Raw genomic sequence first — 26,938 nt, 5'->3', positions numbered from 1 at the left:
TGCCCTAGCCCAGGGGCGGGTGATCGGCGCTGTGCACCAGGCGGTAGCCCTTGTGGTGAAACAGGTGCAGGCAGGTGTCGACCAGCCGCGCATCGAACTTCACGCCACGCACGCGCTGCAACTCTTCCAGTGCGGCGGCAACGCCGACGGCGGGCCGGTAGGGCCGGTGTGAGGCCATGGCCTCCACCATGCCGGCAATGCCGATGATCTGCGATTCGAGCAGGATGGCGCCGTCCTTCAGGCCCGAGGGATAGCCGGCGCCGTCGATGGTTTCATGATGCTGCAGCACCATTTCGGCGATGGGCCAGGGGAAGTCGATGGTGCTGAGAATCTTGTAGCCGATGTGCGGGTGATTCTTCACCAGCTCGAATTCCACCGCCGACAGCTTGCCGGGCTTGCTGAGGATCTCCGCCGGCACGTAGATGTTCCCCACGTCGTGCACCAGGGCGGCGATGCCGAGCGCTTCCACGCGTTCTTCTTCCCACCTCAGCTCGCGGGCGATGCCCATCGCCAGATCCATGACGCGTTGCTGATGGCCGGCAGTGTAGGGGTCGCGGGCCTCCACGGCGGTGGACAAGGCCAGCACGGTATTGCTGAGCAGGTTTTTCAGCCGCTCCAGAGTGCTGGCGTGCGCATGCTCGATGCGGACACGTTCCTGGCGCCCACGCAGCGCGTCGATGCCATAGGCCAGGTCGCCGGCCAGTTCGTGCAGTATGTCGATCTCCGCGGCAGTGAAGGCGTGGGGTGCGTCGGCAGCAATGAACAACACCCCCAGCGTGTCAGTGCCGGTGCGCAGGGGAAAGGCCGCGGCGGCGGCGTAACCGTACTTGCGCGCCAAGGCGGCATTCTCCGGTGCGGCATCGTCGTGCTGAATGTCCTGTGCGACCTGTATCTCGCCGTGGCGGATGGCGCGAGCCGAGAGCAGTTGCTGCGCAGGCTGTTCCGACCCGCTCATCGGCCAGTGCTGCAGTTCCTCTAACGCGATGCCGGAGGCGCCGACGGGCCGCAGGCTGTGATTCTCGGCGCTACCGGTGTACGCCGCCCATGCCAGGCGATAACCGCCTTCCTCGACGGCGATGCGACACACCTCCTGTAGCAGTCCCTCTTCATTGTCGGCGTGGATAAGCGCCTGGTTGCTGGCGCTGATGGTGCGCCGCGCGCGCATCTCATGTTGCAGGGCCGACATGGTTTGTTCCAGTTGGGTGACGTCCTGCATGACGTGGATGGAAAAACGGTAGTCGCCGTTGTCGTCCCGGATGGGAAAGGCGCGGGAGATGTACACGCTGCCGTCGTCCAGGCGCACCTCTTCTTCGTTGCGGTCGCCGCCGTTGCCCATGGCACGGGCGCAGCCCGGCAAGGGGCCGCCGTTGCGCGGGAAGACCTGCCAGTAGGGTCTTCCGATCAGGTCATGGAAGTTCATGCCGGCCCGTTCGGCATAGGTGCGGTTGGCGCGAATGACGCGGAACTGATCGTCGTGGATGAAGATCGGTTGCTCGATGGCGTCAAAGGATTCGACCCACTCGGCGTGGGCTGTTTCCAGTTGCTCCATCGCCTGCTGCAGCTCGCGTTCCGACTCTGCCATCAAGCCCTCGGCGTGACGGGTGACGTGGTGGAGGAAGAACAACAGCACGACGAGGATGGCGCAGGTGACCAGAGCGATGACCGCAGCGCTCAACAGCAGGGTGGCGCGCACATCGCTGACATCACGCAGCGTTACCAGCCAGCCCAGTGGAGTATTGGCCGCATCGGCCAGCGGGATGGCGCCGGCGAAATACCATTTTTCGGCCCGTTCCAGCGCCACGCCCTGTTCCAGCTCCTGCATACGGCCCGCGTGGAGCAGTTGCAGTAATGCGCCCGGTGGCGCGCTGACGGTGGCCGGCAGGATGGTGATGGAATGCGGCATGCGCAGGGCCACGAGATGCTGCATGGTGAACAATTTGTCCAGTTCACCGGCCAGCTCTTCAAACGCCTCGCCCAGCACGATATAACCCAGCAGATGTCCATCCTGGCGCCAGGGGATGGCACTGAACAGGCGCAGATTGTTCCAATGATCGATTTCCAGGCCGGTCTGCGGTAGGCCGCTGGCCATGGCATTCTGCAACACGGCGGACTGCAGGCGTTCGCCGGCAGGGGTGGGGTGGTGCAGGCCGAGCAATACGACACCGTCAGCAGTGAGCAGGCTGAGGCTGGTGATGCGGTAATCCCGTTGCAAGCGCGCGTACAGGGGTGGGGCAATCTGGCCAAGACTGACGCTGTCGGCCGCGGTGAGTGCCGCGCGCAAGGGGATATCGGCGATCACCAGTTCCCCCACGGTGCGCAGCTTGGTGGCGTGGCGGGTGAGCTGGCTGTCCCAGTGGTTGTTGACCACGGCAAAGTCGCGCGCAAACTCCTGTTTGGCGCTCTGGGACAGCACCGCCAGGAGCAGCACCAGCAGGATGACGCTGGAGACGATCACCGCCAGTGCCACCGGCAGCAGCACGCCCTTCCTAAGCCATTGGTGTTGCAGTCGCATGCCGTGGCCCCATCCTGTGCCAATATATCCTTGTTTTAATTATGGTTTTAGCGTGGTGCGCCACACCCTTATACCAAGTGTGGCTACCCAGGGGAAGGATATCTACCAAGCGGGATGCTTAGGCATGAGGTCGGGGGTACGAAGAAACTCTTAAAGAGCGCTGAATTAATTCAGTGCTTCCGCGGCACAGGGATGTGCCGCCATTTTCCGACGACGATAAGTCGTTGGAAAATGAAGCGAATCGAAAATCACACTTTTCGATTCGCGTGGGCTGAGAAGTCCAGGATGGACTTATTCAGACCTTCCTTAAAGCTGACGCGTACGCCAGGCATTGCAAGGAACGAGGGGCGACAAGCGTAAGGAGATTGGAGCCCCCCCACCCGCCATGGCGTGGCGGGGATTACGGCGCCTTGAGGTCGAAGGCCTTCTCCACCTGCAAGGCGATGGCGCAGAGGCGGCCGACCACCAGACGCTGCAGCAGCGCGAGGTTTTGCACCGCGTCGGTGCCGCGATCCAGCGCCGCATTGGCACCGCCTTCAGGCAGGGCGTTGCGCAGAACCCATTCCATCACGTTGCGGTACTTATGTTTGCTGGGCAAGGGGAAAGGCACGGCGCGCAGGGCGACTTCGATGCCCTTCAGCGTGCGGTTGATGTCATCGGTCTTTTCGATGATGAGGTCGCGCAGTTTGCGCTTGGCACGGGGTGAGTCGTGGCTCAGCAGCGACTCCAGCAGCAGGGTTTGCAGGCGCAGGGCGCGCAATTGCGGGAAGACGTGCTCGATGCGGGCGCCGGCCTTGATCACCAGTGCCTCCGCCTCCGTGTGCAGCTGGGCACCGTTGTCGATACGGGCCTGCCCCTGCGGGATGGTGAGCAGGGCCAGCGTGGCGGCGAGGCGGCCGATATAGGGCGTGACCGCCTTGCCGGCATCTTCCAGTGCCGCTTCGTATTTGGCCTCGTACTCACGGCAGGTTTCGTGGATCTCCTCATGCTGTTTTTTCAGCAACGGCAGCTCGCCCAGGTAGCTGCCGTAGCCGGCGCGATGCATCACCTCACGATTGCTGACGGTGATCAGGTCGTCGTCACACTGGTGCAGTGTGGTCATCGCGGCGCGTGCCTTGGGCCCCTCCTTTTCGATCAGCGCCAGTGACAGCGTCCAGTGTTGTATGGCGGCCTCGGTGTCGGCGGGCATCTGGCTGAAGCGTGTTTCGAAGCCGAGTGGGGTGAAGTCGGCGTATAGGCTGCCGAAATAGCAGGCGATGAAGTGATTGGCCTCGTATTCACGACTGCCCTTGGCCGGCGTACGGATCAGGTGGTTGGTGGTCACCGGCAGGCGCAGATGGTGGTGGTAATAGCGCATGGTGATGTTGTGCATCAGCTTGCCGAAGCGGCGGAACAGCAGCGCGCTGTCGGAAGTGCAGGAATAGCTGCCCTGTTCCTGCTGCCGATCCAGCCAGTTCAGGCGCTGGTCGTCGCTGGGCAGCAGGGCGCGGGTACGTGCCAGGTGATGTGTCTGGCGTTCGCGCAGTTGCCCATGCACCGAATCGGGCAGGTGCGAGGCCTGGGCCACTACCGCCATGGCGATGTTGTCCGGCAGCTCGTTGCGGTCGCGCCACATGCGCGCCAGGGTGGGCAGGGTCTTGTGCGCCGCATAGGCCAGGACGCGGCTTTGTTCCAGCATGCGGCGGAAATCATCATTGCCGGCCAGGCGCCGGGCGGCGGCGTCGGCCGCGGTGACGCGGCGCTGGAACAGCCGTGTGCCGAGCAGTTGGGCCAGGCGCAGGTTCATATACAAGGGCAGGCGCGACAGCGTGATGAAACGCCGCATGGCAGCGAACAGGTGGGCGTTGTGGGTGGCCTGTTCACGCCGCTTCTCCAGCCAGCGATCCATGGGATCGGGTTCATGGGCGGCGCGCTGCATCCAGCCGGTGATATGTTCGATGAGCCGCGCGGTGCGCGGCGCCTCGCGTGGCGCAAAGCCATGCATGGCCTGGGCCACGGCACCGGCCAGCTGGCGGACGTTGAGGCTGGCCAGCAGCGGCAGGCCCAGCACCAGCACGGTCTGGCCCTTGATCAGGCCGCGCTTGATGTCGTGGTGGAAGCGCACCGCCAGGGTGGCGTCGTGGCTCAGCATGATCTCCACCGGCGGCGGCACCTCGACGCGCTCGCATACGTCCTCGACGAAGGCGTACAGGTCCGGCTCCTGGGCCGGGGTCAGTGCGATGGTGGGGTGATCGGCCACGCGTACCGCCAGCAAGGGCTTGAGCAACAGGGTAATAAGCAGCAGGCCGAACACCAGGATGAAGGCGAAGGCAAAGGCGGCGACGGGGGCGAAGGGGATGAAGCCGAGCATCAGCGCGGACAGCAATTGCGGGTGGAACAGCACCACCAGCAGGCCGAGGGTCAGCCCCAGCCAGGCCAGGATCGTGCCGGCCTCGAACACAGCGAGGAGCGTCAGGGCGGGGCGGTACAACCAGGTGCGCTGCCACGGATTGAGCGGTGGCAATGCCGCAGCGGTGACCTTGGCTGGTTTGGCCTTGCGGGCGGGTTTGCGCTGTGCCTTGTCCTGCGGCCGCTCCACCAGGGTCACCAGTCCGGCACGGGCGAACATCTGCACGTAGCGCGTGGCGTGCTCCAGTGAGTCGGCGTGCTTCAGCACCTGTTTCTCGCCGGAGAAAAAGGCCTCGATTTTTTCCGGGGTGAGATTCAACTGGCTGGCCAGGCCGCGTTTGACTTCGGCGGGCTCGAAGCCATCCAGCAGGCGGCCGGAGAAAACGACGCGATAGGCGTGGCTGTTATCCATGTGCGACACCAACTCCTTATTCTGCAGGGGCACAAATACTAGCGACCGAGAGACAAGCATACTGCCGACACGGTCAAACTTGCACCTATTGCCGAGACCGGCCCGTGATAGAATTGCGCACTCCTTTGATAAGATATACCGCAAAATTCCATGCCTAACACCTACACCGGCGCGCGCAGCGCCCAGCTCGTCCAGTCCCTCCAGGAACGCATCCTGATCCTCGACGGCGCCACCGGCACCATGATCCAGGGTTATCAGCTGCAGGAGGCTGACTACCGCGGCGAGCGTTTCAGGGACTGGCCCTCGGACCTCAAGGGCAACAACGACCTACTGGTGCTGACCCGGCCCGACATCGTGCAGGCGATCCACCGCGCCTATTTCGAGGTCGGTGCCGACATCGTCGAGACCAACACCTTCAACGCCAATGCCGTATCCATGGCCGACTACGGCATGCAGGCCCTGGTGCACGAGCTGAACGTCGAGGGCGCGCGCCTGGCGCGCGCGGTGGCAGACGAGTTCACCGCACGGGACGGCAAGCCGCGCTTCGTCGCCGGCGTGCTCGGCCCCACCGGCAAGACCGCCTCCATCTCTCCCGACGTGAACAACCCGGGCTTCCGCGCCATCGGCTTCGATGACCTGGTGGCGGCCTATATGGAGGCTACCAACGGCCTGGTGGAGGGCGGGGCCGACATCCTGATGATCGAAACCATCTTCGACACGCTGAACGCCAAGGCGGCGGTGTTCGCGGTGGAGACCTATTTCGAGCAGCACGACATCCGCCTGCCGGTGATGATCTCCGGCACCATCACCGATGCCTCCGGCCGCACCCTCACCGGCCAGGTGACCGAGGCCTTCTACAACTCGCTGCGCCACGCCAAGCCGATCACCATCGGCCTCAACTGCGCGCTGGGTGCCAAGGAGCTGCGCCAGTACGTGGAAGAGATGGCGCGCATCGCCGAGTGCGGCGTCAGCGCCCATCCCAATGCCGGGCTGCCCAACGCCTTCGGTGGCTATGATGAAACTCCGGCGCAGATGGCCGCCGAGATCGGCGAATGGGCCCGCTCCGGCTTCCTCAACATCATCGGTGGCTGCTGCGGCACCAAGCCGCCGCACATCCAGGCCATCGCTGCAGCGATGCAGGGCGTCAAACCGCGTGCGCGGCCTGTGATCGAGCCCGCCTGCCGCCTGTCCGGCCTGGAGCCGTGCAACATCACCAGGGACTCGCTGTTTGTCAACGTCGGCGAGCGCGCCAACGTGGCGGGTTCTGCCAAGTTCAAGAAGCTGGTGCTGGAGGGCAAGTACAGCGAGGCGCTGGATGTGTGCCGCGAGCAGGTGGAGAGCGGTGCGCAGGTGATCGACGTGAATATGGACGACGCCATGCTCGATGGCAAGCAGGCCATGGTCACCTTTCTCAATCTCATCGCCTCGGAGCCGGACATCGCCAAGGTGCCGGTGATGATCGACTCCTCCAAGTGGGAGATTATCGAAGCCGGCCTCAAGTGCGTGCAGGGCAAGGGCATCGTCAACTCCATCTCCATCAAGGAGGGCGAGGCGGCCTTCATCGAGCACGCACAAAAGCTGCGCAAGTATGGCGCAGCGGTGGTGGTGATGGCCTTTGACGAAAAGGGCCAGGCCGACACCTATCAGCGCAAGATCGACATCTGCAAGCGCTCCTACGACATTCTGGTAAATAAGGTAGGCTTTCCGGCAGAAGACATCATCTTCGACCCCAACATCTTCGCCGTCGCCACCGGTATCGAGGAGCACAACAACTACGCGGTGGACTTCATCGAGGCCACGCGCTGGATCAAAACCAATCTGCCGCATGCCATGGTATCGGGCGGCGTGTCCAATGTGTCGTTCTCCTTCCGTGGCAACAACCCGGTGCGCGAGGCGATCCACTCGGTATTCCTCTACCACGCCATCCACGCCGGCATGACCATGGGCATCGTCAACGCCGGCATGCTGGCGGTGTACCAGGACCTGCCGGAGGAGTTGCGCCAGGCGGTGGAAGATGTGGTGCTGAATCGCGACCCCGGCGCTACCGACCGCCTGCTGGAAATCGCGCCCAAGTACAACGTCGGCACCGCCGCAGTGGAGAGACAGACCGAGGAATGGCGCGGCTGGCCGGTGGCCCAGCGCCTGGCTCACGCCCTGGTCAAGGGCATCGATGCCTACGTTGAGGCCGACACCGAAGAGGCGCGTCAGCAGTTCGCCCGTCCCATCGAGGTGATCGAAGGCCCGCTGATGGACGGCATGAACGTGGTCGGCGATCTGTTCGGCGACGGCAAGATGTTCCTGCCCCAGGTGGTGAAGTCGGCGCGCGTGATGAAGAAGGCAGTGGCCTACCTGCTGCCCTACATCGAGGCAGAGAAACATGCCGACAGCCGCGCCGCCGGCCGCATCCTGATGGCGACGGTCAAGGGCGATGTGCACGACATCGGCAAGAACATCGTCGGCGTGGTGTTGCAGTGTAACAACTTCGAGGTCATCGATCTGGGCGTGATGGTGCCGACCGTCACCATCCTGGAAGAGGCACAAAAGCATAATGCCGACATTATCGGACTGTCCGGCCTGATCACGCCGTCGCTGGAGGAGATGGCCCATGTGGCCAAGGAGATGCAGCGCCTAGGCATGCAGCAGCCGCTACTCATCGGCGGTGCCACCACCTCGAAGGCGCATACCGCAGTCAAGATCGCGCCCAGTTACGACGGCGCCGTGGTATGGGTAAAGGACGCCAGCCGCGCCGTCGGCGTGGCGCAGAACCTTATCTCCGCCAGCGGCGGCCGCGACGCCTACATGGCGCAGCTGCGCGCCGAATACGCCCAGGTGCGTGACGAATATCTCGGCCGTCAGAAAGAGGCGAAGTACCTGACGTTGGAACAGGCGCGCGCCAACCGGCTGCAACTGGACTGGGAGCATTACACGCCGCCCAAGCCCAACGACCTGCTGGTGCAGGTGTTCGACGACATGCCGCTGGAGTTCTTGGTACCCTACATCGACTGGACGCCGTTCTTCCACGCCTGGGAGATGAAGGGCAGTTACCCGAAGATCCTCGACGATGTGGAAAAAGGCGAGGAGGCGCGCAAGCTGTTCGCCGATGCGCAGCGGATGCTGCAGCAGATCATCGCGGAGAAGTGGCTAGGTGCCCGCGCCGTGGTCGGCCTGTTTCCGGCCAACAGCGTCAATGACGACGACATCGAGGTCTACACCGACAACAGCCGCAAGAAGGTCCGCACCACCCTGCACCACCTGCGTCAGCAGACCGTGAAGCCTGAAGGCAAAGCCAACCTGTGTCTGGCCGACTTTGTCGCGCCCAAGGCAAGTGGCAAGCGGGACTACATCGGCGCCTTCGTGGTCACCGCCGGCATCGGTATCGACGAGCACGTGCAGCGCTTCGAGCGAACGCACGATGACTACCACGCCATCATGCTCAAGGCCCTGGCCGATCGCCTGGCTGAGGCCTTTGCCGAGCACATGCACGACCGTGTGCGTCACCTCAACTGGGGCTATGAGATCAGCGGCCAGATGACCACCGCGCGCAGCCGCACCAAAGGCGGCGACGGCAAGTGCCGCTGGACCCCGCGCAATGGCCTCGACAACAAACACTTCGATGGCGCTGCGCTGGTCAACGAACGCTACCAGGGCATCCGCCCGGCCCCCGGCTATCCCGCCTGCCCGGAACACACCGAGAAGGACCTGCTGTGGCAGTTGCTCGATGCCGAGAAAAACACCGGCGTCCGTCTCACCGAGAGCAAGGCCATGGTCCCCACCGCCTCGGTGAGCGGCTGGTATTTCAGTCACCCGGACAGCAGCTACTTCACTGTCGGCAAGATCCAGAAGGATCAGGTGGAGGATTACGCCAGGCGCAAGGGCATGAGTATCGAACAGGCTGAATACTGGCTGGCACCGATCCTCGGCTACGAGCGCTGATGAGGCTGTGCAGGGACGCACAGCTTCCATGCAGTACACGTGATCTTTGACACGGTGATTCCCGTGGACTTCGTTTCTGTTGATGCCCTTGCGCTGCTGACGGTCGTCGCTTTTATCGCCGGTTTCGTCGACGCCATTGCCGGCGGCGGCGGGCTGCTTACCGTTCCCGCCCTGCTGGCGGCTGGACTGCCACCGGCACAGGCGCTGGCTACCAACAAGCTGCAGGGGAGTTTCGGCAGTCTCGCCGCGGCGTTGCACTTTGTGCGCGCCGGATTGGTGACCTGGCGCGAGATGCGCCTGGCCATCATCTGCACCTTCGTCGGCGCGGCGGCGGGTGCGCTGGCGGTGCAGGTGTTGGAGCGGGAGCTACTGGGGAGTGTGGTACCGGTGTTGCTGATGTTGGCAACGCTGTATTTTGTGTTCTCACCGCGCGTCGGCGATGTCCACGGTGCGCGTCGCATCAGCGATGGATCGTTTGCACTCCTGATCGGAACGTGCGTCGGCTTCTACGACGGCTTCTTCGGGCCGGGCACCGGATCGCTCTTCGTGCTGGCCTGCATCGCCTTGCTTGGTTTGTCGGCGCGTGTTGCCACGGCACGCACCAAGATCCTCAACTTCACCAGCAATTTTGCTGCGCTGCTGTTGTTCATCCTCGGCGGCAAGGTGGTATGGGCCGTGGGGCTACCCATGGCCGTGGGGCAGTTCATCGGCGGGCGGCTCGGTGCCGGCGTGGTGATCGGCGCCGGGGCGCGGGTGGTGAAGCCGATGTTGGTGGTGGTGTCGCTGCTGCTGACCTTGAAGGTGGTGCTGGCGGACAGCGGCAGCTTGCTGTAGTAGCCGCGTCTGCATTCACAGCTTCTGTAGTTGCTCCACCGACGGCGCAAAGAAATAACCGCCGCTCACCGCTGCGGTGAATTCCATCAGCCGATCATGCAGGCCGTCGCCACTGAGGCCGAACATGTTGCGCAGCATCTTGTCGTAGATGGTCAGGTCGCGGGCGTAGGCGAGGAAGAACAGGCCGCTTTCGCCGGTGACGTCACCGTAGGGCAGGCTGTGGCGCACGATCTCCAGTTCCTCGCCATCTTCCTCGATCACCACGCGGGCGATGTGGGCAGTGGGCGGTTTGACGTCGTCGTCCAGCTCCACCGAGTCGGGCTTGCTGCGGCCGATGATGCCTTCCTGTTCCTGCTGCGACATGGTGTTCCAACGCTCCAGGTGATGCACAAAGCGCTGGGCGATGACGTAGCTGCCGCCGGCGAATTCTGCATCCTCGGCGCCGATCAGCGCCACCTTGCTGCGTTCGTCCCGCTCCTGCGGGTTTTCCGTGCCGTCGATGAAGCCGGTGAGGTCACGCGCATCGAGATAGCGAAAGGCCGAAGTTTCTTCGGCGCGAGCGATCCAGGGCTTGAGTGCCGCGACGAAGCGATTGGCCACCAGATAGTTGAGATCGGCGCGCGCCGAGTGCAGGTGCAGCAGCAGATCACCGCCGGTGGCCGGGGCGCGCAGCGTGCCGCCGTCGAGCGGGCCGAAGGGCTTGAGCCGTTGCGGCCGCGTTCTGCTCAGGCGATCCCATTGCTGCGGACCAAAGGCCAGCGTGCCGACCAGTTGCGCCTCCGGTACCGAAGAAGAAATATCGTCCAGCAAGGCAGGGAAGGCGGTGGCAGACTGGCGCACGGCCTCGTCGGCGCCGGGCTTGAGATGCAAGACCAGGAACAGGCCGAGCGGACCGTCCAGGGCGAGGATGGCAGATTGTGGCGTGGGCATGGTGGGTTCCGTAAGTGGGTACGATGGTTGTGGGGCCGATGGATTCAGTTGTGGCGGGCCAGCCACGCCTCCGGCTAGTCGGAGCCGCCGGCGTGTTCACGAAACACCGGCGCCAGCTCGTTGTAACACAGCACATGCGAGGAGGAACAGGTGCGCCGGGCGGGGAGAACACGATGACCGTCTTGTCCTTGCAGATATGGTCGCTGGTGAGCTCGCCCCACTGGTGGCTGCGGTGGGTACGGAGTGCGACAAAGGGGACCTGCAGACCTTCAGGATTTTCAAACATGGCGTTCTCCCGATGATCAATTGCAACGGTCAGCTTACCGATTGCTTGCACGATAAAAAACCACCGGTTACGCTGCGGCATCTCTCTTGCGGCTATCGATCATGAATTTGCGCCAACTCAATTTGTTACATGACGACGATCCGGCGGCGATCCGTGCCCTGGCCTGCGAATGCGGCCTCGATCCGGTGCAGGTTATCGGCGTGGCCAAGTTGTTACTGGCCAATGATGGCAATCTCGCCAGTTTGTCGCCGAAACAGCGGCAGTGTTACGAACAGGTGTTGCGGCCGCTGCTCGACTCTGCCAGCTGATGTTTCAGCGCAGCCGCACGGTGAGAACACGCAAAAAACCTGAGGTTTACAGGGTGTGGTCATTGCTATAGATTGCGGCCCGCCGTTCAAGGTAAATCCACCCTACACCCTGCTTATAATTACTCTAGAGGTCTTATTATGGATGCCACCGCCATCGGAGCCATTCTTTCTGTCGTCGGCTCGATCATCGTGTTCACGTTTCTCGGCGTGAAGATTACGCGGTTGATGAAGACCTGCAATTCACAGGACTGAGTGTCGACAGAAGGGGGCGCAAGCCCCCTTGCTGTTTGTGGGGCAGGGGAACTCGCTCGGATGGATACAGTCTTTAGTCGGCAACGAGATGCATGAGGTATCGGCGATGAAGCGTTTTGCATTCATGGTGTTGTCGCTGGTCAGTTTCTTCGTTCCCTGGGCGGCACAGGCGGCCGGGGAAACGCTGACGGCGCCCGAGGCCCAGGCCGCTGCGGCCGCAGGCCGGCTCACCATCATCGACATCCGCACCCCGCCGGAATGGCGGCAGACGGGCGTGGCGCAGGGTGCCAGCCTGATCGACATGCGCCACCCGCAAGGTGCGCAGGGCTTTCTCCGCGACGTGCTGCAGCGGGTGGGTGGCGACAGGAATGCACCCATCGGCCTGATTTGCCGTACCGGCAACCGCACCACCCAGGTGCAGAAATTTCTCGAGGCGCAGGGCTTCACCCAGGTCTACAACATCAAGGAAGGCATGGCCGGCAGCGCCGCCGGCCCCGGCTGGCTGCGTCGCGGCCTGCCGGTGGAGCAGTGCACGCGCTGCTGACGCCCCCTCCGACCTCCCCCACGGTTGTGGGGGAGGAAAAAAGGTGTAGCGCATCTTTGGTAGTATCACTTGGCGGGCCGCAGCCTGCCCTACGCTAACCGATAGCCGGAACGCTTATTCATGCTGGTGACCTTCCATAGCCGCGCCTATGCCGACATCACGCTGTTCGGCGATGTCGCACAGACGTTGCTGAAGATGATGGGGCACAGCGCCACCGTGCCCGGCGCCCTGCTGGCCGCCGATATCCCGACGGCACGGGCGCGTCTGCAGGCGGCGCTGGCGGCGCACGACGCTACCCCACCCTCGGACACCAGGGACGAAGACGCAGAGGAGAATGAAGAACAGGAACCGCCCACACCGCTCAGTCTGCGCGCGCTGCCGCTGCTGGACCTGCTCGATGCCTCGGCGCGGGCCGGCTGCGATGTGATGTGGGACTGAGCGTGCTCGCTCCGCGTTGGGACATCTTCTGTTCGGTGGTCGACAACTTCGGCGACATCGGCATCTGTTGGCGGCTGGCGCGCCAGCTGGCCGGCGAACACGGCTTGCAGGTGCGTCTGTGGGTGGATGACCTGGCCAGTTTCCGCCGCCTCAACCCGGACATCGACCCGGCGCAGGCGGTACAGCACAGCCGCGGCGTCGAGGTGCGCCAGTGGACCACGCCGTTCCCTGCCGTCGCACCCGGTGACGTTGCCGAGGTCGTCATCGACACCTTCGCCTGTACCCTGCCCGAACCCTATCTACACGCCATGGCGGCCTGCGCGGAAAGGCCGCGCTGGGTCAACGTGGAGCACCTGAGCGCGGAAGACTGGGTGGCCGGCTGTCACGGCCTGCCCTCGCCGCAGCCCGGTCTGCCGCTGACCCGGCATTTCTTCTTTCCCGGTTTTGTGCCCGGTACCGGCGGCCTGCCCTGCGAGCAGGGTCTGCTGGAGGCGCGCCGCGCCTTCCAGGCCGACGCTGCCGCGCAGGCGGCCTTCTGGGCCGATCTCGGGCTGCCGCCGGCCAGGGAGGATGAACTGCGCCTGTCGTTGTTCGCCTACGACTGCGCCCACATCGCCCCGCTGCTGCACCACTGGGAACACGCCGCCCGCCCGCTGCGCGTGCTGGTGCCGGAGGGGGCGTTGGCGCGGCGTATCGGCGCTCACTATGGCCTGGTGGCGGCAGGGGCGGGGGCGATCTGCGGCGCCGGCTCACTTTCGGTGCACGTGCTGCCCTTCCTGGAGCAGGATCGCTACGACCGCCTGCTGTGGGCCTGCGACATCAATTTCGTGCGTGGCGAGGACTCCTTCGTGCGCGCGCAGTGGGCCGGCCGGCCGCTGGTATGGCAGCCCTACCGCCAGGAAGAGGACGTCCATACCGGCAAGCTGAACGCCTTTCTGCACCTTTACTGCGCCGGGCTGGGGGCGCCGGAGGCCGCGGCACTGCGCGACCTGTGGCAGGCCTGGAACCGCGAGGAGGGCATGGCGGCGCACTGGGACGGTTTCCTCGCCCACCGCGCCGCCTATGCGGTCCATGCCGAGCTGTGGCGGCGGCAAATGTCGGCTTTGGGCGATTTGGCGGCAAATCTGGTGTTCTTTTGCCGAAAACCTTTATAATCCCGCCCTCTTTTCCACCCAGACAGTACCCCTACTATGAAAACCGCACAGGAAATCCGCGCCGGCCAGGTCATCATGGTTGGCAATGACCCCATGGTCGTGCTGAAGGCCGAGTTCAACAAGTCGGGCCGCAACGCCGCCGTGGTGAAGATGAAGATGAAGAATCTGCTCACCAACGCCGGCATGGAGACCGTGTACCGCGCCGACGACAAGTTCGAGACCGTGATCCTCGAGACCAAGGACGTCACCTACTCCTACTTCGCCGACCCCATGTATGTGTTCATGGACGAGGAGTACAACCAGTACGAGATCGAAGCCGAGAACATGACCGACGCGCTGAAGTACCTGGAAGACGGTATGGCGTGCCAGGTGACCTTCTACAACGGCAAGGCGATCTCCGTAGACCTGCCTACCACCGTGGTGCGCGAAATCGTCTACACCGAACCGGCTGCCAAGGGCGATACCTCCGGTAAGGTGATGAAGATGGCCAAGCTCAATACCGGTTACGAGATCTCCGTGCCGGCCTTCGTCGAGATCGGTGACAAGATCGAAATCGACACCCGCACCGACGAGTACCGCGCCCGCGCCAAGTAAGCGCGCCGCGTTGCAGCAAACAAAAAGGGGCAGCCGTGAGGCTGCCCCTTTTTGTTTGTACAGAGGACCTACGCGCAGCTGCCGCAGCAGCCGACGCCGAGCTTGCTCTTGATGGTGGCCACGACGGTGTCGCTGGAGGTGGCGTTGACGTCGAGCAGCAGGCCGGCCTTGCGGTAGTAGTCGGCCAGCGGCGCGGTCTTTTCGTTGTAGGTGTCGAGACGCTTGCTGATGGCCTCTTCGGTTTCGTCATCGCGCTGGATCACCGGGCTGCCGCACTTGTCGCACTTGCCCGCGACCTTGGTCGGCTTGCTCTTGACATTGTAGATCTCCTGGCAGGCCGGGTTGGAGCAGGTGCGGCGGGTGGTCAGGCGATCGAGGATCACCTCACGCGGCACATCCAGATTCACGGCGAAATCCAGCTTGATGCCCAGCTTGGCCAGCATGCCGCCCAAGGCCTCGGCCTGCGGAATGGTGCGCGGAAAACCATCCAGCAGGAAGCCCTTGGCGCAGTCCGGCTGCTGCAGGCGTTCGGCCATGATGCCGAGGATCAGATCGTCGGGCACCAGATCGCCGGCCTTCATGTAGGCGTCGGCCTTCTTGCCCAGTTCGGTGCCATCTTTGACTGCGCCGCGCAGAATGTCGCCGGTGGAAATCTGTACCGAACCGTCGAGGGCGGTGAGCATCTTGGCCACGGTGCCTTTGCCGGCGCCGGGGGCGCCCAGAAGAATCAATCGCATGTGTTTGGTCTCCGAGTGTATGAATTATTTTGTTGTATAGCCGATGGCTGAACACGGATTCTAACGGTTGGGGGCCGAAGATGACGGCAAATAATCGTTATCGGCGCATAAGCAGAATTGCAGTGGGTTCATTGCCTGCCCATATGCACTACACTGGACCCTGTACTTGGTCCAAGTCTGCCGATGAAATACGCTGCGCTGTTTTCCCTGCTGCTCTGTCTCGCCGCCCCGCTGGCGGCGCAGGAGCCCTATCTGTCCTGGCGTGCAGAGAATTACGCCATCGCCGAGCCGCTCGGCGGCCTGCGCGGTGATGCGGCACGCGGGCGGGAGATTGCCGCCGCGCGCGAGAAGGGTAACTGTCTTGCATGTCATAGGCTGCCCATCCCGGAGCATCCCCTGCACGGCACGCTGGCGCCGCCGTTGTTCGGCGTGGGTGCGCGCCTTTCCGCCGGTGAGCTGCGCCTGCGGGTGGTGGATGAGAAGCTGATCAATCCCGAGACCATCATGCCGGCCTTTTACCGCGATCCGGCGCGCTATCACCGCCCCCATCCCGACTTTGCCACCACCATCCTCAGCGCGCAGGAGGTGGAGGATGTGGTGGCCTATCTGGTGACGCTGCGATGAGGCCTCTCGCGCTTGCCTGTCTGCTGCTGCCGCTCTCTGCCCTTGCCTGGGATACGCCGGTGTCGGGCTATGCCTATCTGCCGGAGCAGATACAGGCGATGCAGGACGACCCGTTCGAGAACCCCGGCATGTTTACCGTGGAAGAGGGCGGCGCGCTGTTTCACGCACCCGGTTACAACGGCCATTCCTGCGCCGATTGTCATGGTACCAATGGCAGCAAACTCGACGTCAAGGCCATTGCGCGCTATCCGGTATACAGCGCTGCGCACAAAGGCCCGCTCACCCTGCAGCAACGCATCAATGATTGCCGCGAACATCATCTTGATGAGTTTCCGCTCACCTATGATGACCCGGCACTGATCAAACTGGAGACCTTCGTGCGCCATCGGGCTCGCGGCGAGAAGGTGAATGTCGACGTGCAGGGGCCGCTGCGTGCCTGGTATGAAACCGGCAAGGTGCTGTATCACACACGCATCGGACAGCTCGACATGGGATGCCATCATTGCCACGATCGTTATGTCGATCTCAACCTGCGCGATCAGGTGCTCAATCAGGGGCACAGCAATGCCTTTCCCGCCCACCGTCTGCTCAGCGGCAATGTTTCCAGCCTGCACGGCAAATTCCGTGACTGTTACGCCACCCTGCGCGCCCTGCCCTATGAAGTGGGTTCGGCGGAGTTCATCGCGCTGGAGGTCTACCTCAACGCCCGCGGCAATGGCCTGGCCATCGAAACGCCTGGCATAAGGCGCTGACCATGTGGCGTCCGCTGCTGCTGGGATTGCTGTGTAACCTGCCGCTGGCGGCGGCGGAGCTGACGCCGGAAGAACTCGAGCGCTGGTTCGAGGACGACAGCCGCAGCCATCCCTACGATTTCAATGTCAACAGCGGCGAGCTGACGTTTCTGGCCGTGGCGCCGGACAAGCGCATTCCCCATTCGCGCACCCGCCTGCGCGTCACACCATCCAGCGTCGATGACGGCTGGCTGGAGCTGATGCAATGTCACGAGGAACTGGACCCGGTGCCGCTGGCCGAGGTGGTGTACAGCTACCGCGAGATGCGCGGGTTGCGCGTGGCGGCGGCGCACGGCATCGGCCTTGCCTGGGTAGAGGGGCAGTCGGTGCAATTGCAGGATATCGAACGTGGTGCCGCATTGTGCGTCGCCGCCCAGGTGCGCCTGCTGCGGCGCGAGGGCGAGGCCTATGTGTTGCGCAACGGCCCGTTCCAGCGCCGTTTTTTCGACGGCTATTTTCCACTGCGCGTCACCGTCGAACTGGAGTATCCCGCCGAGCGGCTGGAGGTGGTGCATATCGAGCCGCCGGCGCAACCCGGCTTTCAGGTGCGGCAGTCGGCCGGTTGGCTTACGCTAGACGCCCTGTTCGAGGGGCGCTTGCACACCGAGGTGCGCTTCCACGCCAGGTAAGGCGTTCCATCACTTCGCCCAACGCTGTTCTTCGGCCGCCAGCAGGCGCAGGCCGCGCAGCGCCGTGGCCAGATGCGTTTCACGCCGATCGGTGGGATACACCATGTAGGCCGGCATGGCGAACAGGGGGCTGCCCGGCACCAGATACAGGTGCTCCTCATGCAGCATCTGGCGCACGAAACGCAGCGGCAGATAGGCCGAGCCGCCGTTGTGCAGCAGGCACTGTAGCGCCAGCCAGCCGATGTTGGCGGTGAGGGCCAGCGGCGGGATGTCCGCGTGGTGGGTGCTGAACTGGGCGTGAAACTCCTGGCCCCAGTCGATGTGGACATAGCCGGGATCCGGCCAGCCGCGCGCCGGGTGGGTGCTTACCAGTACCAGCGTTTCGTCGAACAGGCGCTCGATGCCGAGGCCGGGGCGGCTTTCCGGCGTATACATCACACCGATGTCCACCGTGCCGCGCACCAGCCCCTGCATCATCTCCTCCTCCATGCCGATCTCCATGCGCAGCGAGATGTCGGCCGCCTCCTGCCGCATCCAGCCCACCCAGTGCGGCAGATAGCCTTCCCACAGGGCAATGCGCGCGGCGACGGTCAGGCTGCCGCGGAAACCGGCCGGCAGGCCGACCTCGTGGCGCGCCTGTTCCAGGGTCTGCACCAGGGTCTTGGCGTGGCGCAGGAAGCGCTTGCCGGCCGGGGTGAGTTCGGCGCCGCTGCGGCCACGGCGGAACAGGCGTGCCCCCAGCTGGCCTTCCAGTGCCTGGATGCGCGCGCTCACCGTGGATTGGGTGACATGCAGGCGGCTGGCTGCACCGACGAAGTTGCCGGCGGCGGCGACGGCGAGAAAGGTGCGGGCGAATTCGATGTCCATGTGCGTGTCCATGTATCGGATTTATAGATATTAACATGCGAAAAATATCGTTTGTCCGATTAATTGCCCGTCCATATGATGATCCAAGTCAATAACTGGCGGTGACTAGCGTTGGAGGAGGTGCAGCATGATTGCCGACAAAGAGGGCTATACCGTGGTGACCGATGACGAGGGCTATCTGGTGGAGCCTGGACATTGGGACGAACATGTGGCGCAGCAGCTGGCCTGGCAGGAGCAACTGGAGCTGAACGACGAGCACTGGCAGGTGTTCCGCTTCATGCGCGATTACTACAAGGAACACCAAATCGCGCCCGATGCCCGTTTTACCATCAAATTTCTCGCCGACGAACTGGGTTACGGCCGCAAGGCGCAGAACCATCTGTTCAAGCTGTTTCCCTATGGCTATGTCAAACAGGCCTGCAAGATCGCCGGCATGAAACGCCCGCGCGCCTGGAGTACCGGTTGAGGATGCATTGGCCGATGTGGAAAAAATTTGTGTTGCAGTGGTGGGTCACCGATGAGCATCCGGCCAGTCACCGCGAGAAGCTGATCTCCGCCGTGGGGGGGTTCATCGGCATTCTGCTGGTGCTTTGGGTCAGCGGTCGCGTGCTCGACTGGCACGGCGCCGCCCTAGTGGTCGGCTCCATGGGGGCCAGCGCCGTGCTGCTGTTTGCCGTGCCCCACGGCAGCCTGTCGCAACCGTGGCCAGTGATCGGCGGGCACCTGTTGTCGGCAGCGGTGGGCGTCACCTGTGCCCAGTGGCTGGGCGATCCGTTGTTCGCCGCGCCGCTGGCGGTAGCTCTGTCCATCGCCGCGATGTACTACCTGCGTTGCCTGCATCCACCCGGCGGGGCGACGGCCCTGGTGGCGGTGGTGGGTGGGCCGCCGATCCATGCCCTGGGTTATGGCTTTCTGCTCGAGCCGGTATTGGTGAATGTGCTGGTGCTGTTGCTGGCGGCGGTGCTGGTCAATTACGCCTTTCCCTGGCGCCGTTATCCCCGCGCGCTGATGTCGGCGCCGCGGTCCGCGCCGGTGCCAGCCCTGGCCGGCGAGAAGCTGGTCATCGCCCACAGCGACCTGGTATATGCCCTGTCGGAGCTGGATTCCTACATCGATGTCAGCGAGGAAGACCTGTTGCAGATCTACGCCCTGGCGGTACGCCACGCCCGCGAACCCGCCGTGGTCTCCCTGCCCGAGACCGCGTTGCCCCCGACAGGGAGCAAGGCCTGACGGGACTACAGCGCGCGCAGCACGGCCAGCGGGCTGCGCCGCACCACGTGGCGCGTACCCCAGTAACCGGCGGCGCCGATCAGTAGCGCGCCGATGGGCGGCAGCAGCAGCCACAGCGGCCATTTGAAGACATAGTCGAGCTGGAACACCCGCGTATACAACTGCCAGGCGATGAGTTCGCTGCCGGCGGCGGCAAACAGGCCGGCCAGTGCCCCGAGCAGGGCGTATTCAGCCAGGTGACCGGCGCGCAGCTGGTAGCGGCTGGCGCCCAGGGTGCGCAGCAGCGCGCCTTCATACAGCCGCTCGTCCAGGCTGGCCTGCAGGGCGGCGTAGAGCACGGCAAAGCCGGCCAGCAGCACGAAGATCAGCACGTACTCCACCGCCAGCGTCACCTGCTCCATGATGCGGCGCACCTGTTCCATCAGCCGCTCCAGATCGATCACCGTCACCGCCGGAAACTCGCGCACCATCTGCGCCATGGCCGCGCGCTGCTCCGGTGCCGCATACAGGCTGGTCATCCAGGTGGCCGGCTGGGCATCCAGCACGCCGGGGGCGAAGATGACGAAGAAGTTGGGCTTGAAGGAATCCCACTTCACCGTGCGCAGGCTGGTGACGCGCACTGCCAGTTCACTGCCGCCGCCGAAGGTGAATACCAATGTGTCGCCGACGCGGGCACCGAGCCGCTCGGCCAGTTTGGCCTCCAGCGACACCAGTGGCTGGCCGGCGTCCTGCGCGGTCCACCAGCGGCCGGCAACGATGGCGTTGTCCTCCTGCAGGGTGTTGCTCCAGGTGAGATTCAGCTCGCGGTTGACGGCGCCGCCGCCGTCGTCGCCCGGCGTCAGCACCTGTTCCACCGGCGTGGCGTTGACCGCCGTGAGGCGGCCGCGCACCAGGGGATAGAGCTGGGCGCTGGCGATGGCGTGGTCATGCAGGAAGGCTTCGAAGCGTTCCACCTCGCCCGGCAGTACATTGACCACGAAGTGATTGGGTGCGCGTTCCGGCAGCTGCGCCTGCCAGGTGGCGAGCAGGTCGTTGCGCAGCAGGGCGATGAGGGCCATCGCCATCAGGGTCAGGCCGAAGGCGAGGATCTGGCCGCTGGCGGCCCAGGGCCGCCGCCACAGATTGTTCAGGCCATAGCGCCAGGCCACGCCGGCGCCGTGGCGCAGGGCACGGCTGGCGCGCAGCAGCAGCCAGGCCAGCACGCCCAGCAGCAGCAGGGCCACGGCGGCGCCGCCCAGCACGCTGAGGGTGAGGGTGGCGCTGCCGGTGTAGCGGCCCATCAGCAGGGTCATGGCGCCGATGGCGGCGCCATACACCAGCCAGGCGCGCAGCGGCAGCGGCGTCAGCTCGCGGCGCAACACGCGCAGCGCCGGGACCTGGCGCAGGCGCAGGATCGGCGGCAGGGCGAAGCCCGCCAGCACCACCAGCCCGGTGAGCAGGCCCAGCAGGGCGGGCAGCAGGCCGGGCGGCGGCAGGCGCGCAGGCAGCAGCTCCTGTAACAGCGCGAACAGCCCGGCCTGCACCAGGGCGCCGAGGGCGACACCAACGCCGCTGCCGAACAGGCCGAGCAGCAGCAGTTGCGGCAGGTAGAGGGCGAGGATGTCGTCCTGGCTGGCGCCCAGGCAGCGCAGCATGGCGCTGACATCGAAGTGGCGCTCGCTGTAGCGGCGCGCGCCCATGGCGATGGCGACGCCGGCGAGCAGCACGGCGGCCAGGCTGGCGAGGCCGAGATAGCGCTCCGCCCGTTCCAGCGCCGCGCCCACCGTGGGCCGGCCCTCGCGCACGTCGATGAGGCGGTGGCTGGGCTCCAGCTGCGGCGTGAGCCAGTGCTTGTAGCGCTCCAGTGCGGCGGGTTCGCCGGCAAACAGATAGTGACGGGTGATGCGGCTGCCGGCGCCGAGGATGCCGGCGCGTCCGATGTCGGCCTGGTTGATGAGCAGGCGTGGCGCCAGGGCGGCGAAATTGCCGCCGCTGCCCGGCTCGAAGGCCACGATCTGGGTCACCTTGAGTTCGAGGTCGCCCAGGGTGAGGGACTCGCCCAGTTCCATGCCGAGCAAGGGCAGCAGGCGCGCCTCCGCCCAGGCCTCGCCCGGTGGCGGGATGCCGGCGGCGGCGCGCTCCGTGCCCCAGGGGGTGTCGCTGATGCGCAGACTGCCGCGCAGCGGATAGCCCTCCTGCACCGCCTTGATGCCGGCCAGGCGCATCTCCTCGCCGCGCAGCACCATGCTGGGAAACTCCAGCGCCTCGCCGTGGCGCAGGCCGCCCTCCTGCGCCTGCCTGAGCCAGGCGGCCTCGATGGGCCGCGGGCTTTGCAGGATCAGATCGGCACCGAGCAGTTCCGCCGACTGGCTGCCCATGGCCCGCTGCAGGCGATCGGTGAAGAAGCCGATGGCCGAGGTGGCGCCGACGGCGATCACTAGGGCGGCGAACAGGATGCGCAGCTCGCCGGCGCGCCAGTCGCGCAGTAGCAGACGCCACGCCAGTTTGAGTCGGTGTGGCATGGGTCAGTCCTTGCGCTCGTCGGCCACCACGCGGCCGGCGTCCAGGTGCAGGCGGCGGCCGCAACGGGCGGCCAGCTTGTCGTCGTGGGTGACCAGGATCAGGGTGGTGCCCTGTTCGGCGTTGAGCGCGAACAGCAGGTCGATGATGCGCCCGCCGGTGGCGGCATCCAGGTTGCCGGTGGGCTCGTCGGCGAACAGCAATGCCGGGCCGCCGGCAAAGGCGCGGGCGATGGCCACGCGCTGCTGTTCGCCGCCGGACAGCTGCTTGGGATAGTGATCGAGGCGCTGCGCCAGGCCGACACGCTCCAGCAGTTGTGTCGCCTGGGCGGCGGCTGCCGCGTTACCCGCCAGCTCCAGCGGCAGCATCACGTTCTCCAGCGCGGTGAGACCGGGCAGCAGCTGGAAGGTCTGGAACACGAAGCCCACCTTCTGCCCGCGCAGGCGGGCGCGGCCGTCCTCGTCCAGGGCGCTCAGTTCCTTGCCGGCGAGCCGGATGCGGCCGCTCGTCGGCAGGTCGAGGCCGGCGAGCAGGCCGAGCAGGGTGGACTTGCCCGAGCCGGAGACGCCGACAATGGCCAGGCTCTCGCCGGCAGCCACGCTGAAGCTCACCGCCTCGAGGATGGTGAGCATGCCGCTGGCCACTTCCACTTGCTTGCCCACCTGCTCGGCGGAGACAATCGGTTCCATCATGCGCAATTTCCTGATTTCAATTCTGTTGCTCATTGTCGCCTGCAATGTACAGGCAGGCACGTTGCTGGTGCTGGGCGACAGCCTCAGCGCCGGTTACGGCTTGGAGCCGGAGCAGGGCTGGGTGGTGCTGCTGCAGCAGCGGCTGGAACAGCGCGGCCTGCCGCACCGGGTGGTGAATGTCAGCATCAGCGGCGAGACCACGGCCGGCGGGCTGGCGCGGCTGGATGCGGCCTTGGACCAGCACCGCCCCGATTGGTTGCTGTTGCAGCTGGGCGCCAATGACGGCCTGCGCGGCCTGTCGCTCCAGGCGATGCGCGACAACCTCGATGCCATGGTGATGCGGGCCAAGACACGCGGGATCAAGGTGCTACTCATCGGTATGCAGATCCCGCCCAACTATGGCCGGGTCTACACCGAGCGCTTCGCCGCCGTCTACCAGGAGCTGGCCGCCAGACACCAATTGCCGCTGGTGCCGTTTCTGATGGAGCGGGTGGCCCTCGACCCCACGCTGATCCAGGCGGATCAGTTGCATCCCAACGCGCTGGCGCAGCCTTTGCTGCTCGATACGGTGTGGCCGGTGCTGGAGCCGTTGCTGCGCTGACCGAGCGGTGGTCAGCGCACGCGCGGCGCTGGATCGCGCAGCACCAGCGGCGGTTCGCTGAATGGGGCGAGGCGCTCGATGAAGTCGATGAGGTCGAGCATCAGCGAGCCGCGGAAGAAGCGGGTCATGGGGCGGTCCATCCAGATACGATCCGAGTAGAGATATATCTCGTGCGGCAGGTCGCCGGTGCCGTCGCCGTCGCGGTCGAAACCCGTGTACTGATCCCAATAGTTGCCGTGCCAGTGATTGTCGCGCGCACTGGTGGCGGCGCTGACGGCGATGTCCTGCAGGTTTTGTTCGAAGCGGTTGCCCTGAATGGTGTGACCGCCCTTCTCTCCGTAGAAATACATGGCCACGTCGTTGTAGGCGAAGCGGTTGTTCCTTAACTCCAGCGTATTCTCCGGATGGATCGGGGCGTTGGCGAGGAGGCCGATGGCGCAGTGCAGGATGTCATTGTCTTCAATCAGGATGCCGGAGCTTTCCTTCACCGCCAGAGCGGAGCCGGAGGCGCTGCGCAGGTGGTGCAGGCGATTGCGGCGGATGATGTTGTCGTCGGAATAGACCAGCACGATGCCAGTGGTATTGGCCTCGATGCGGTTGTCCTCCAGCAGATTGCCCGGTGCGTAGACCAGCTGGATGCCGACACCGCTGTCGCGCACGTCATTACCGAGGATGCGGTTGTCCGGTGAGTTGATGAGGAAGATGTCGCGCACGTCACGCAGCACATTGCCCTCGATGAGGTTGTCGCTGCTGTACCACAGGCGGATGCCGTCACCGCGCAGATTCACCTCGCGGGACTTGGAGCTGATGCGGTTGTTGCGCAAGGTGTTGCGCCGGGCCTGACGCAGGTGGATGCCGAACAGGGCGTTGTCGATGGCGATGTCCTCGACGAGGTTGTCGCTGCCCTCCACCAGGAGGCCGGCATCCACGCTGTCGTGGGACTCGCCAGAGCCGGTGAGGCGCAGGCCGCGCACGGTGACGCCGTCGGCCAGGATGCTGAGCACGGTGCCGCGGCCGCCCGCATCGATGGTGATGCGGCCCTCCCCTTCCAGGGTGAGGGGGCGGCGGATCACCACCGGCCCTGCATAGCTGCCCGGCGGCGGTCGCACTACGCCGCCGGGCGGTGTAATGTCGATGAACATCTGCAGCGGCGGCAGGGCATAAGCCGGCACCGCAGCAAGCAGCCCGGTCAGCAGTCCGGCCATGAGCCAGAGCCGATTCATCATGGAAGGCGGGTCGTCCGGAAGTGGCCCTACGCACAGGGCGTGATACAGATTTGCTGCCTACTATATCCCTAGTTGCCGGCCCTGATCCTTGATCCAGAACAAAGCCGGTTGGCCCGGGTCGACGGCGACGCGCCTTGCGCTGCCACGTTTTGTCGGCCGGGCGAGTGGAGTAGAATCGCCGCCGGAATCATTTTGGCCGGCGCCGGTCCCAGCAGGACGGGCCGCTGGCCCAGGAACCAAGGATTGTTCATATGCTGGTGAATATCGAGGACATGTCGGCCGAACAGCTGTTCGAGCTGGCAAACAAGAAGAAACACGCGGAAGAGGAGGCGGCCAGGCGCGCCGCTGCCCAGGAGCGCATCGGCGAGGTGCGCAAGCGCCGCGAGCAACTGATGCGGGAGTATGAGCAGGCGCTGGCGGCCAACGACAAGGAGTTGCAGGCGCTGCAAAAGCAACGCGAGCAGCTCATTACCAAGCATCAGGCGGCTCTGGCCCTGGTCGACAAGACGCTGACCGAGCTGGAGCAGGACATGGGCGGCGGTGAAGCCCCCGCGGCCAAGTCTGCCCCCAAGCCGGCCCCTGCCAGCCGCCCGGCCGCAGCGGCGCCCGAGCCGGCGCCGGAGAAGCCCGCCCCGGTACGCCGGGTCAGCGACAAGCCCTCGCGGCTGGACGAGCTGGCCGATGTGGTGATGGAGATCATGGCCACCCGCCAGTCCATCAGCGAAAGCCTGCTCAAGGAGCAGCTGCGTGCCCGCGGCGTTGCCGCGACCGACTTGAGCAAGGTACTGGATCAGCTGGTACGTGACGGTCAGTTGGTCAGCCGCGGCTATGGCAATTACGCGCCAAGCAAGAAGCGTTAAGTAAGCCCTGAAGTAAGTTCAGAGTCTCCGCGGCACAGGGATGTGCCGCCATGTTCCAACGACCAGTCCAGGGTCGACTTCTTCAAACCTTCCCTAACAGCGGAACAGCTGGCGGCTGAATTGGAGACTGCGTTCGCGCGGGCTGCCCTCGGGGCGCAGGCTGAGGCTGAATTTCAGGGGTTCCGCGTCGGCGGTGATGGGGAAGCCGCCAACGTAGTACACGCTCCGGCCGTCCCTCACCTCCTGCATGGCAACCACCGTGCGCTGTCCCACCAGCGTGATCATCGTGGCCTTGATGTCGGCGGCCACCGCCGCACCGCCTTCGCTGCGCACGGCGACGGTGAGCGCCCCGTCGCCGCAGCCGCGGCGCAGCCGGTAGGTCTGTGCCACGCGCGGATCCAGCATGTCGGCGTTGAAGACGTTGTAGTGGACCACGTAGCCGTCGAAGCGCTCGACGTTGTCTGCCTGCAGCGGGAACAGCGCCAGCAACAGCGCGCTGCCCAGTACCGCGGTGATCAGTCTGGGCATGATGAACCCTCCCTTGTCCTACTCATGCGATCAACCATAGCTCAGGACTGTCCTGCCAACGGGTGTTCTGCGGCAGCGAAGCCGGGCAGCAGGCGGGCCGCCCATTCGGCCTGGGCCAGCAACCGAGCGAGCAGGCGGCGGGTACGCTCGGCCGCGGCCGAATCGTCGTTCAACCAGTGGATGAAAACGGTCAGATAGATGCCGGTGAGCACGGTCTCGGCCAGTGCGCGCCGCGCAAAGGCGTCCTTGACCCCGGCCGCCTCGCGCAGCCACTGCACCGTGCGGCTGATGCGCATGATGGCGGGAAACTGGATATGGATATGGCCCGGTTCGCACTTGGACAGGATCATCTCGCGGGTGACGCGGCGGTAGGGTTGCAGGGCGCCCAGCCAGGCGAACAGGGCGCGCTCGATGCGCTGGCGCGCCGGCAGCGGCGTGAAGTCCGCCTGCGCGGCCTCTGCCAGCATGGCGGCATCGGCACGATCGAACCAGGCGTCGATGAGCGCATCCTTTTCGCGGAAGTGGTGGCGGATATCCTCCAGGCTGATGCCGGCCGCCGCCGCGACTTCGTGCAGCCGTATCTCCTCCCACGAACGCTGGTTGGCCAGTTCCAGCGCGGTGTTGATGATGTGACGGGCCAGTTCGTCGCTCATGGTGAGTCCTCCTTCTCTTCGAAGGCCAGTGCCAGGGAGTTGATGCAGTAGCGCAGGCCGGTGGGCGGGGGGCCGTCTTCGAATACATGGCCAAGATGACTCTCGCACCGCGCGCAACGCACTTCCACCCGCACCATGCCGTGGCCGGTATCGGTGCGCGTCTCCAGGGCGCCGTCGATGGGCGCCCAGAAGCTGGGCCAGCCGCTGCCGGAGTCGTATTTCTGCGCCGAGCGGAACAGCGCGGCGCCGCAGGCGGCGCAGTGGTAGATACCGCTGCCGTGATGGTGATACAGCGCACCGCTGAAAGCCCGCTCGGTGCCAGCCTGGCGCAGCACGCGGTACTGTTCCGGACTCAGCTGCGCCTGCCATTCGGTTTCGCTCTTGTGTACCTTGTCATTCATGGCTGTCGCCTCCGC

At 64.9% G+C, this 26,938-nt stretch carries 25 protein-coding genes; 14 read left to right on the top strand and 11 right to left on the bottom strand.

Annotation, left to right across the window (positions count from 1 at the left end):
* Positions 1-4: 4 nt before the first annotated feature.
* Both ACMV8A_RS07350 and ACMV8A_RS07345 read right to left on the bottom strand, forming a co-directional pair.
* Positions 5-2,512, bottom strand: a complete 2,508-nt coding sequence (locus tag ACMV8A_RS07350) for an HD domain-containing phosphohydrolase (protein WP_495325112.1) — start codon at positions 2,510-2,512, stop codon at positions 5-7.
* Between the two features lie 400 nt (positions 2,513-2,912).
* On the bottom strand, positions 2,913-5,312 hold the full coding sequence (locus ACMV8A_RS07345) for a M48 family metallopeptidase (protein ID WP_495325111.1): 2,400 nt from the start codon (positions 5,310-5,312) through the stop codon (positions 2,913-2,915).
* A gap of 150 nt (positions 5,313-5,462) precedes the next feature.
* Here ACMV8A_RS07345 and metH point away from each other — a divergent pair, with 150 nt between their 5' ends.
* Positions 5,463-9,245 carry a methionine synthase gene (gene metH, locus ACMV8A_RS07340; protein ID WP_495325110.1) on the top strand — a complete coding sequence of 1,261 codons (3,783 nt, stop codon included), beginning with the start codon at positions 5,463-5,465 and terminating at the stop codon, positions 9,243-9,245.
* Positions 9,246-9,308: 63 nt separating this feature from the next.
* A complete protein-coding gene (locus tag ACMV8A_RS07335) occupies positions 9,309-10,079 on the top strand; it encodes a TSUP family transporter (RefSeq protein ID WP_495325109.1) in 771 nt (256 codons plus the stop codon).
* A gap of 15 nt (positions 10,080-10,094) precedes the next feature.
* Here ACMV8A_RS07335 and ACMV8A_RS07330 read toward each other — a convergent pair whose 3' ends face one another.
* A complete protein-coding gene (locus ACMV8A_RS07330) occupies positions 10,095-11,009 on the bottom strand; it encodes a Dyp-type peroxidase (RefSeq protein WP_495325108.1) in 915 nt (304 codons plus the stop codon).
* Positions 11,010-11,396: 387 nt separating this feature from the next.
* Between ACMV8A_RS07330 and ACMV8A_RS07325 the strand changes: the two genes are divergently transcribed.
* The 5 genes from ACMV8A_RS07325 (at position 11,397) to efp (ending at position 14,585) form a co-directional block, all read left to right on the top strand.
* Positions 11,397-11,603 carry a hypothetical protein gene (locus ACMV8A_RS07325; protein ID WP_495325107.1) on the top strand — a complete coding sequence of 69 codons (207 nt, stop codon included), beginning with the start codon at positions 11,397-11,399 and terminating at the stop codon, positions 11,601-11,603.
* Positions 11,604-11,961: 358 nt separating this feature from the next.
* Positions 11,962-12,399, top strand: a complete 438-nt coding sequence (locus ACMV8A_RS07320; RefSeq protein ID WP_495325106.1) for a rhodanese-like domain-containing protein — start codon at positions 11,962-11,964, stop codon at positions 12,397-12,399.
* A gap of 120 nt (positions 12,400-12,519) precedes the next feature.
* A complete protein-coding gene (locus tag ACMV8A_RS07315) occupies positions 12,520-12,837 on the top strand; it encodes a DUF1840 family protein (protein ID WP_495325105.1) in 318 nt (105 codons plus the stop codon).
* Positions 12,838-12,839: 2 nt separating this feature from the next.
* Positions 12,840-13,991 carry an elongation factor P maturation arginine rhamnosyltransferase EarP gene (gene earP / locus ACMV8A_RS07310; protein WP_495325104.1) on the top strand — a complete coding sequence of 384 codons (1,152 nt, stop codon included), beginning with the start codon at positions 12,840-12,842 and terminating at the stop codon, positions 13,989-13,991.
* Positions 13,992-14,027: 36 nt separating this feature from the next.
* Positions 14,028-14,585, top strand: coding sequence for an elongation factor P (gene efp, locus ACMV8A_RS07305; RefSeq protein WP_495325103.1), 558 nt, complete (start codon positions 14,028-14,030; stop codon positions 14,583-14,585).
* A 68-nt stretch (positions 14,586-14,653) separates the two neighbouring features.
* Here efp and ACMV8A_RS07300 read toward each other — a convergent pair whose 3' ends face one another.
* Positions 14,654-15,322, bottom strand: coding sequence for an adenylate kinase (locus ACMV8A_RS07300; RefSeq protein WP_495325102.1), 669 nt, complete (start codon positions 15,320-15,322; stop codon positions 14,654-14,656).
* 183 nt (positions 15,323-15,505) lie between these two features.
* On the opposite strand from ACMV8A_RS07300, the gene soxX reads away from it, so the two are divergent.
* The 3 genes from soxX to ACMV8A_RS07285 are packed head-to-tail and all read left to right on the top strand — an operon-like array spanning position 15,506 to position 17,366.
* Positions 15,506-15,946, top strand: a complete 441-nt coding sequence (soxX, locus tag ACMV8A_RS07295) for a sulfur oxidation c-type cytochrome SoxX (protein ID WP_495325101.1) — start codon at positions 15,506-15,508, stop codon at positions 15,944-15,946.
* Positions 15,943-16,698 (top strand): sulfur oxidation c-type cytochrome SoxA, encoded by a 756-nt coding sequence (soxA, locus tag ACMV8A_RS07290; RefSeq protein ID WP_495325100.1) that lies wholly within the window; start codon positions 15,943-15,945, stop codon positions 16,696-16,698. Before soxX ends, soxA begins: the two co-directional genes overlap by 4 nt.
* A 2-nt stretch (positions 16,699-16,700) precedes the next feature.
* Positions 16,701-17,366, top strand: coding sequence for a hypothetical protein (locus tag ACMV8A_RS07285; protein ID WP_495325099.1), 666 nt, complete (start codon positions 16,701-16,703; stop codon positions 17,364-17,366).
* A 9-nt stretch (positions 17,367-17,375) separates the two neighbouring features.
* On the opposite strand, the gene ACMV8A_RS07280 is transcribed toward ACMV8A_RS07285, so the two are convergent.
* Positions 17,376-18,233 carry a LysR family transcriptional regulator gene (locus ACMV8A_RS07280; RefSeq protein WP_495325098.1) on the bottom strand — a complete coding sequence of 286 codons (858 nt, stop codon included), beginning with the start codon at positions 18,231-18,233 and terminating at the stop codon, positions 17,376-17,378.
* A 127-nt stretch (positions 18,234-18,360) separates the two neighbouring features.
* On the opposite strand from ACMV8A_RS07280, the gene ACMV8A_RS07275 reads away from it, so the two are divergent.
* Together ACMV8A_RS07275 and ACMV8A_RS07270 are read left to right on the top strand one after the other, a co-directional pair.
* Complete coding sequence (locus tag ACMV8A_RS07275) at positions 18,361-18,699, top strand: TusE/DsrC/DsvC family sulfur relay protein (protein WP_495325097.1); 339 nt, start codon at positions 18,361-18,363, stop codon at positions 18,697-18,699.
* Between the two features lie 14 nt (positions 18,700-18,713).
* Positions 18,714-19,463 carry an HPP family protein gene (locus ACMV8A_RS07270; RefSeq protein ID WP_495325096.1) on the top strand — a complete coding sequence of 250 codons (750 nt, stop codon included), beginning with the start codon at positions 18,714-18,716 and terminating at the stop codon, positions 19,461-19,463.
* A gap of 5 nt (positions 19,464-19,468) precedes the next feature.
* Here ACMV8A_RS07270 and ACMV8A_RS07265 read toward each other — a convergent pair whose 3' ends face one another.
* On the bottom strand, positions 19,469-21,964 hold the full coding sequence (locus ACMV8A_RS07265) for an ABC transporter permease (RefSeq protein ID WP_495325095.1): 2,496 nt from the start codon (positions 21,962-21,964) through the stop codon (positions 19,469-19,471).
* A gap of 3 nt (positions 21,965-21,967) precedes the next feature.
* Entirely contained in the window at positions 21,968-22,654 is a 687-nt protein-coding gene (locus ACMV8A_RS07260; RefSeq protein WP_495325094.1) for an ABC transporter ATP-binding protein, read from the bottom strand.
* Here ACMV8A_RS07260 and ACMV8A_RS07255 point away from each other — a divergent pair.
* Positions 22,653-23,255: an arylesterase gene (locus ACMV8A_RS07255; RefSeq protein ID WP_495325093.1), complete on the top strand. Its 603-nt coding sequence runs from the start codon at positions 22,653-22,655 to the stop codon at positions 23,253-23,255. The two genes, ACMV8A_RS07260 and ACMV8A_RS07255, sit on opposite strands and share 2 nt — an antisense overlap.
* An 11-nt stretch (positions 23,256-23,266) precedes the next feature.
* On the opposite strand, the gene nosD is transcribed toward ACMV8A_RS07255, so the two are convergent.
* Positions 23,267-24,481: a nitrous oxide reductase family maturation protein NosD gene (gene nosD / locus ACMV8A_RS07250; RefSeq protein ID WP_495325092.1), complete on the bottom strand. Its 1,215-nt coding sequence runs from the start codon at positions 24,479-24,481 to the stop codon at positions 23,267-23,269.
* Positions 24,482-24,732: 251 nt separating this feature from the next.
* Here nosD and ACMV8A_RS07245 point away from each other — a divergent pair, with 251 nt between their 5' ends.
* Entirely contained in the window at positions 24,733-25,341 is a 609-nt protein-coding gene (locus ACMV8A_RS07245) for a hypothetical protein (protein ID WP_495325091.1), read from the top strand.
* A 93-nt stretch (positions 25,342-25,434) separates the two neighbouring features.
* Here the strand turns inward: ACMV8A_RS07245 and ACMV8A_RS07240 are convergent, their stop codons facing one another.
* The 3 genes from ACMV8A_RS07240 to msrB are packed head-to-tail and all read right to left on the bottom strand — an operon-like array spanning position 25,435 to position 26,923.
* On the bottom strand, positions 25,435-25,869 hold the full coding sequence (locus ACMV8A_RS07240) for a DUF4426 domain-containing protein (RefSeq protein WP_495325090.1): 435 nt from the start codon (positions 25,867-25,869) through the stop codon (positions 25,435-25,437).
* 41 nt (positions 25,870-25,910) lie between these two features.
* Entirely contained in the window at positions 25,911-26,522 is a 612-nt protein-coding gene (locus tag ACMV8A_RS07235) for a TetR family transcriptional regulator (protein WP_495325089.1), read from the bottom strand.
* Positions 26,519-26,923, bottom strand: a complete 405-nt coding sequence (gene msrB / locus ACMV8A_RS07230; RefSeq protein ID WP_495325088.1) for a peptide-methionine (R)-S-oxide reductase MsrB — start codon at positions 26,921-26,923, stop codon at positions 26,519-26,521. Before msrB ends, ACMV8A_RS07235 begins: the two co-directional genes overlap by 4 nt.
* Positions 26,924-26,938: the final 15 nt, after the last annotated feature.

The organism is Sulfurivermis sp., from assembly GCF_059410345.1.
This window is presented reverse-complemented; position numbering and strand designations above follow the sequence as displayed.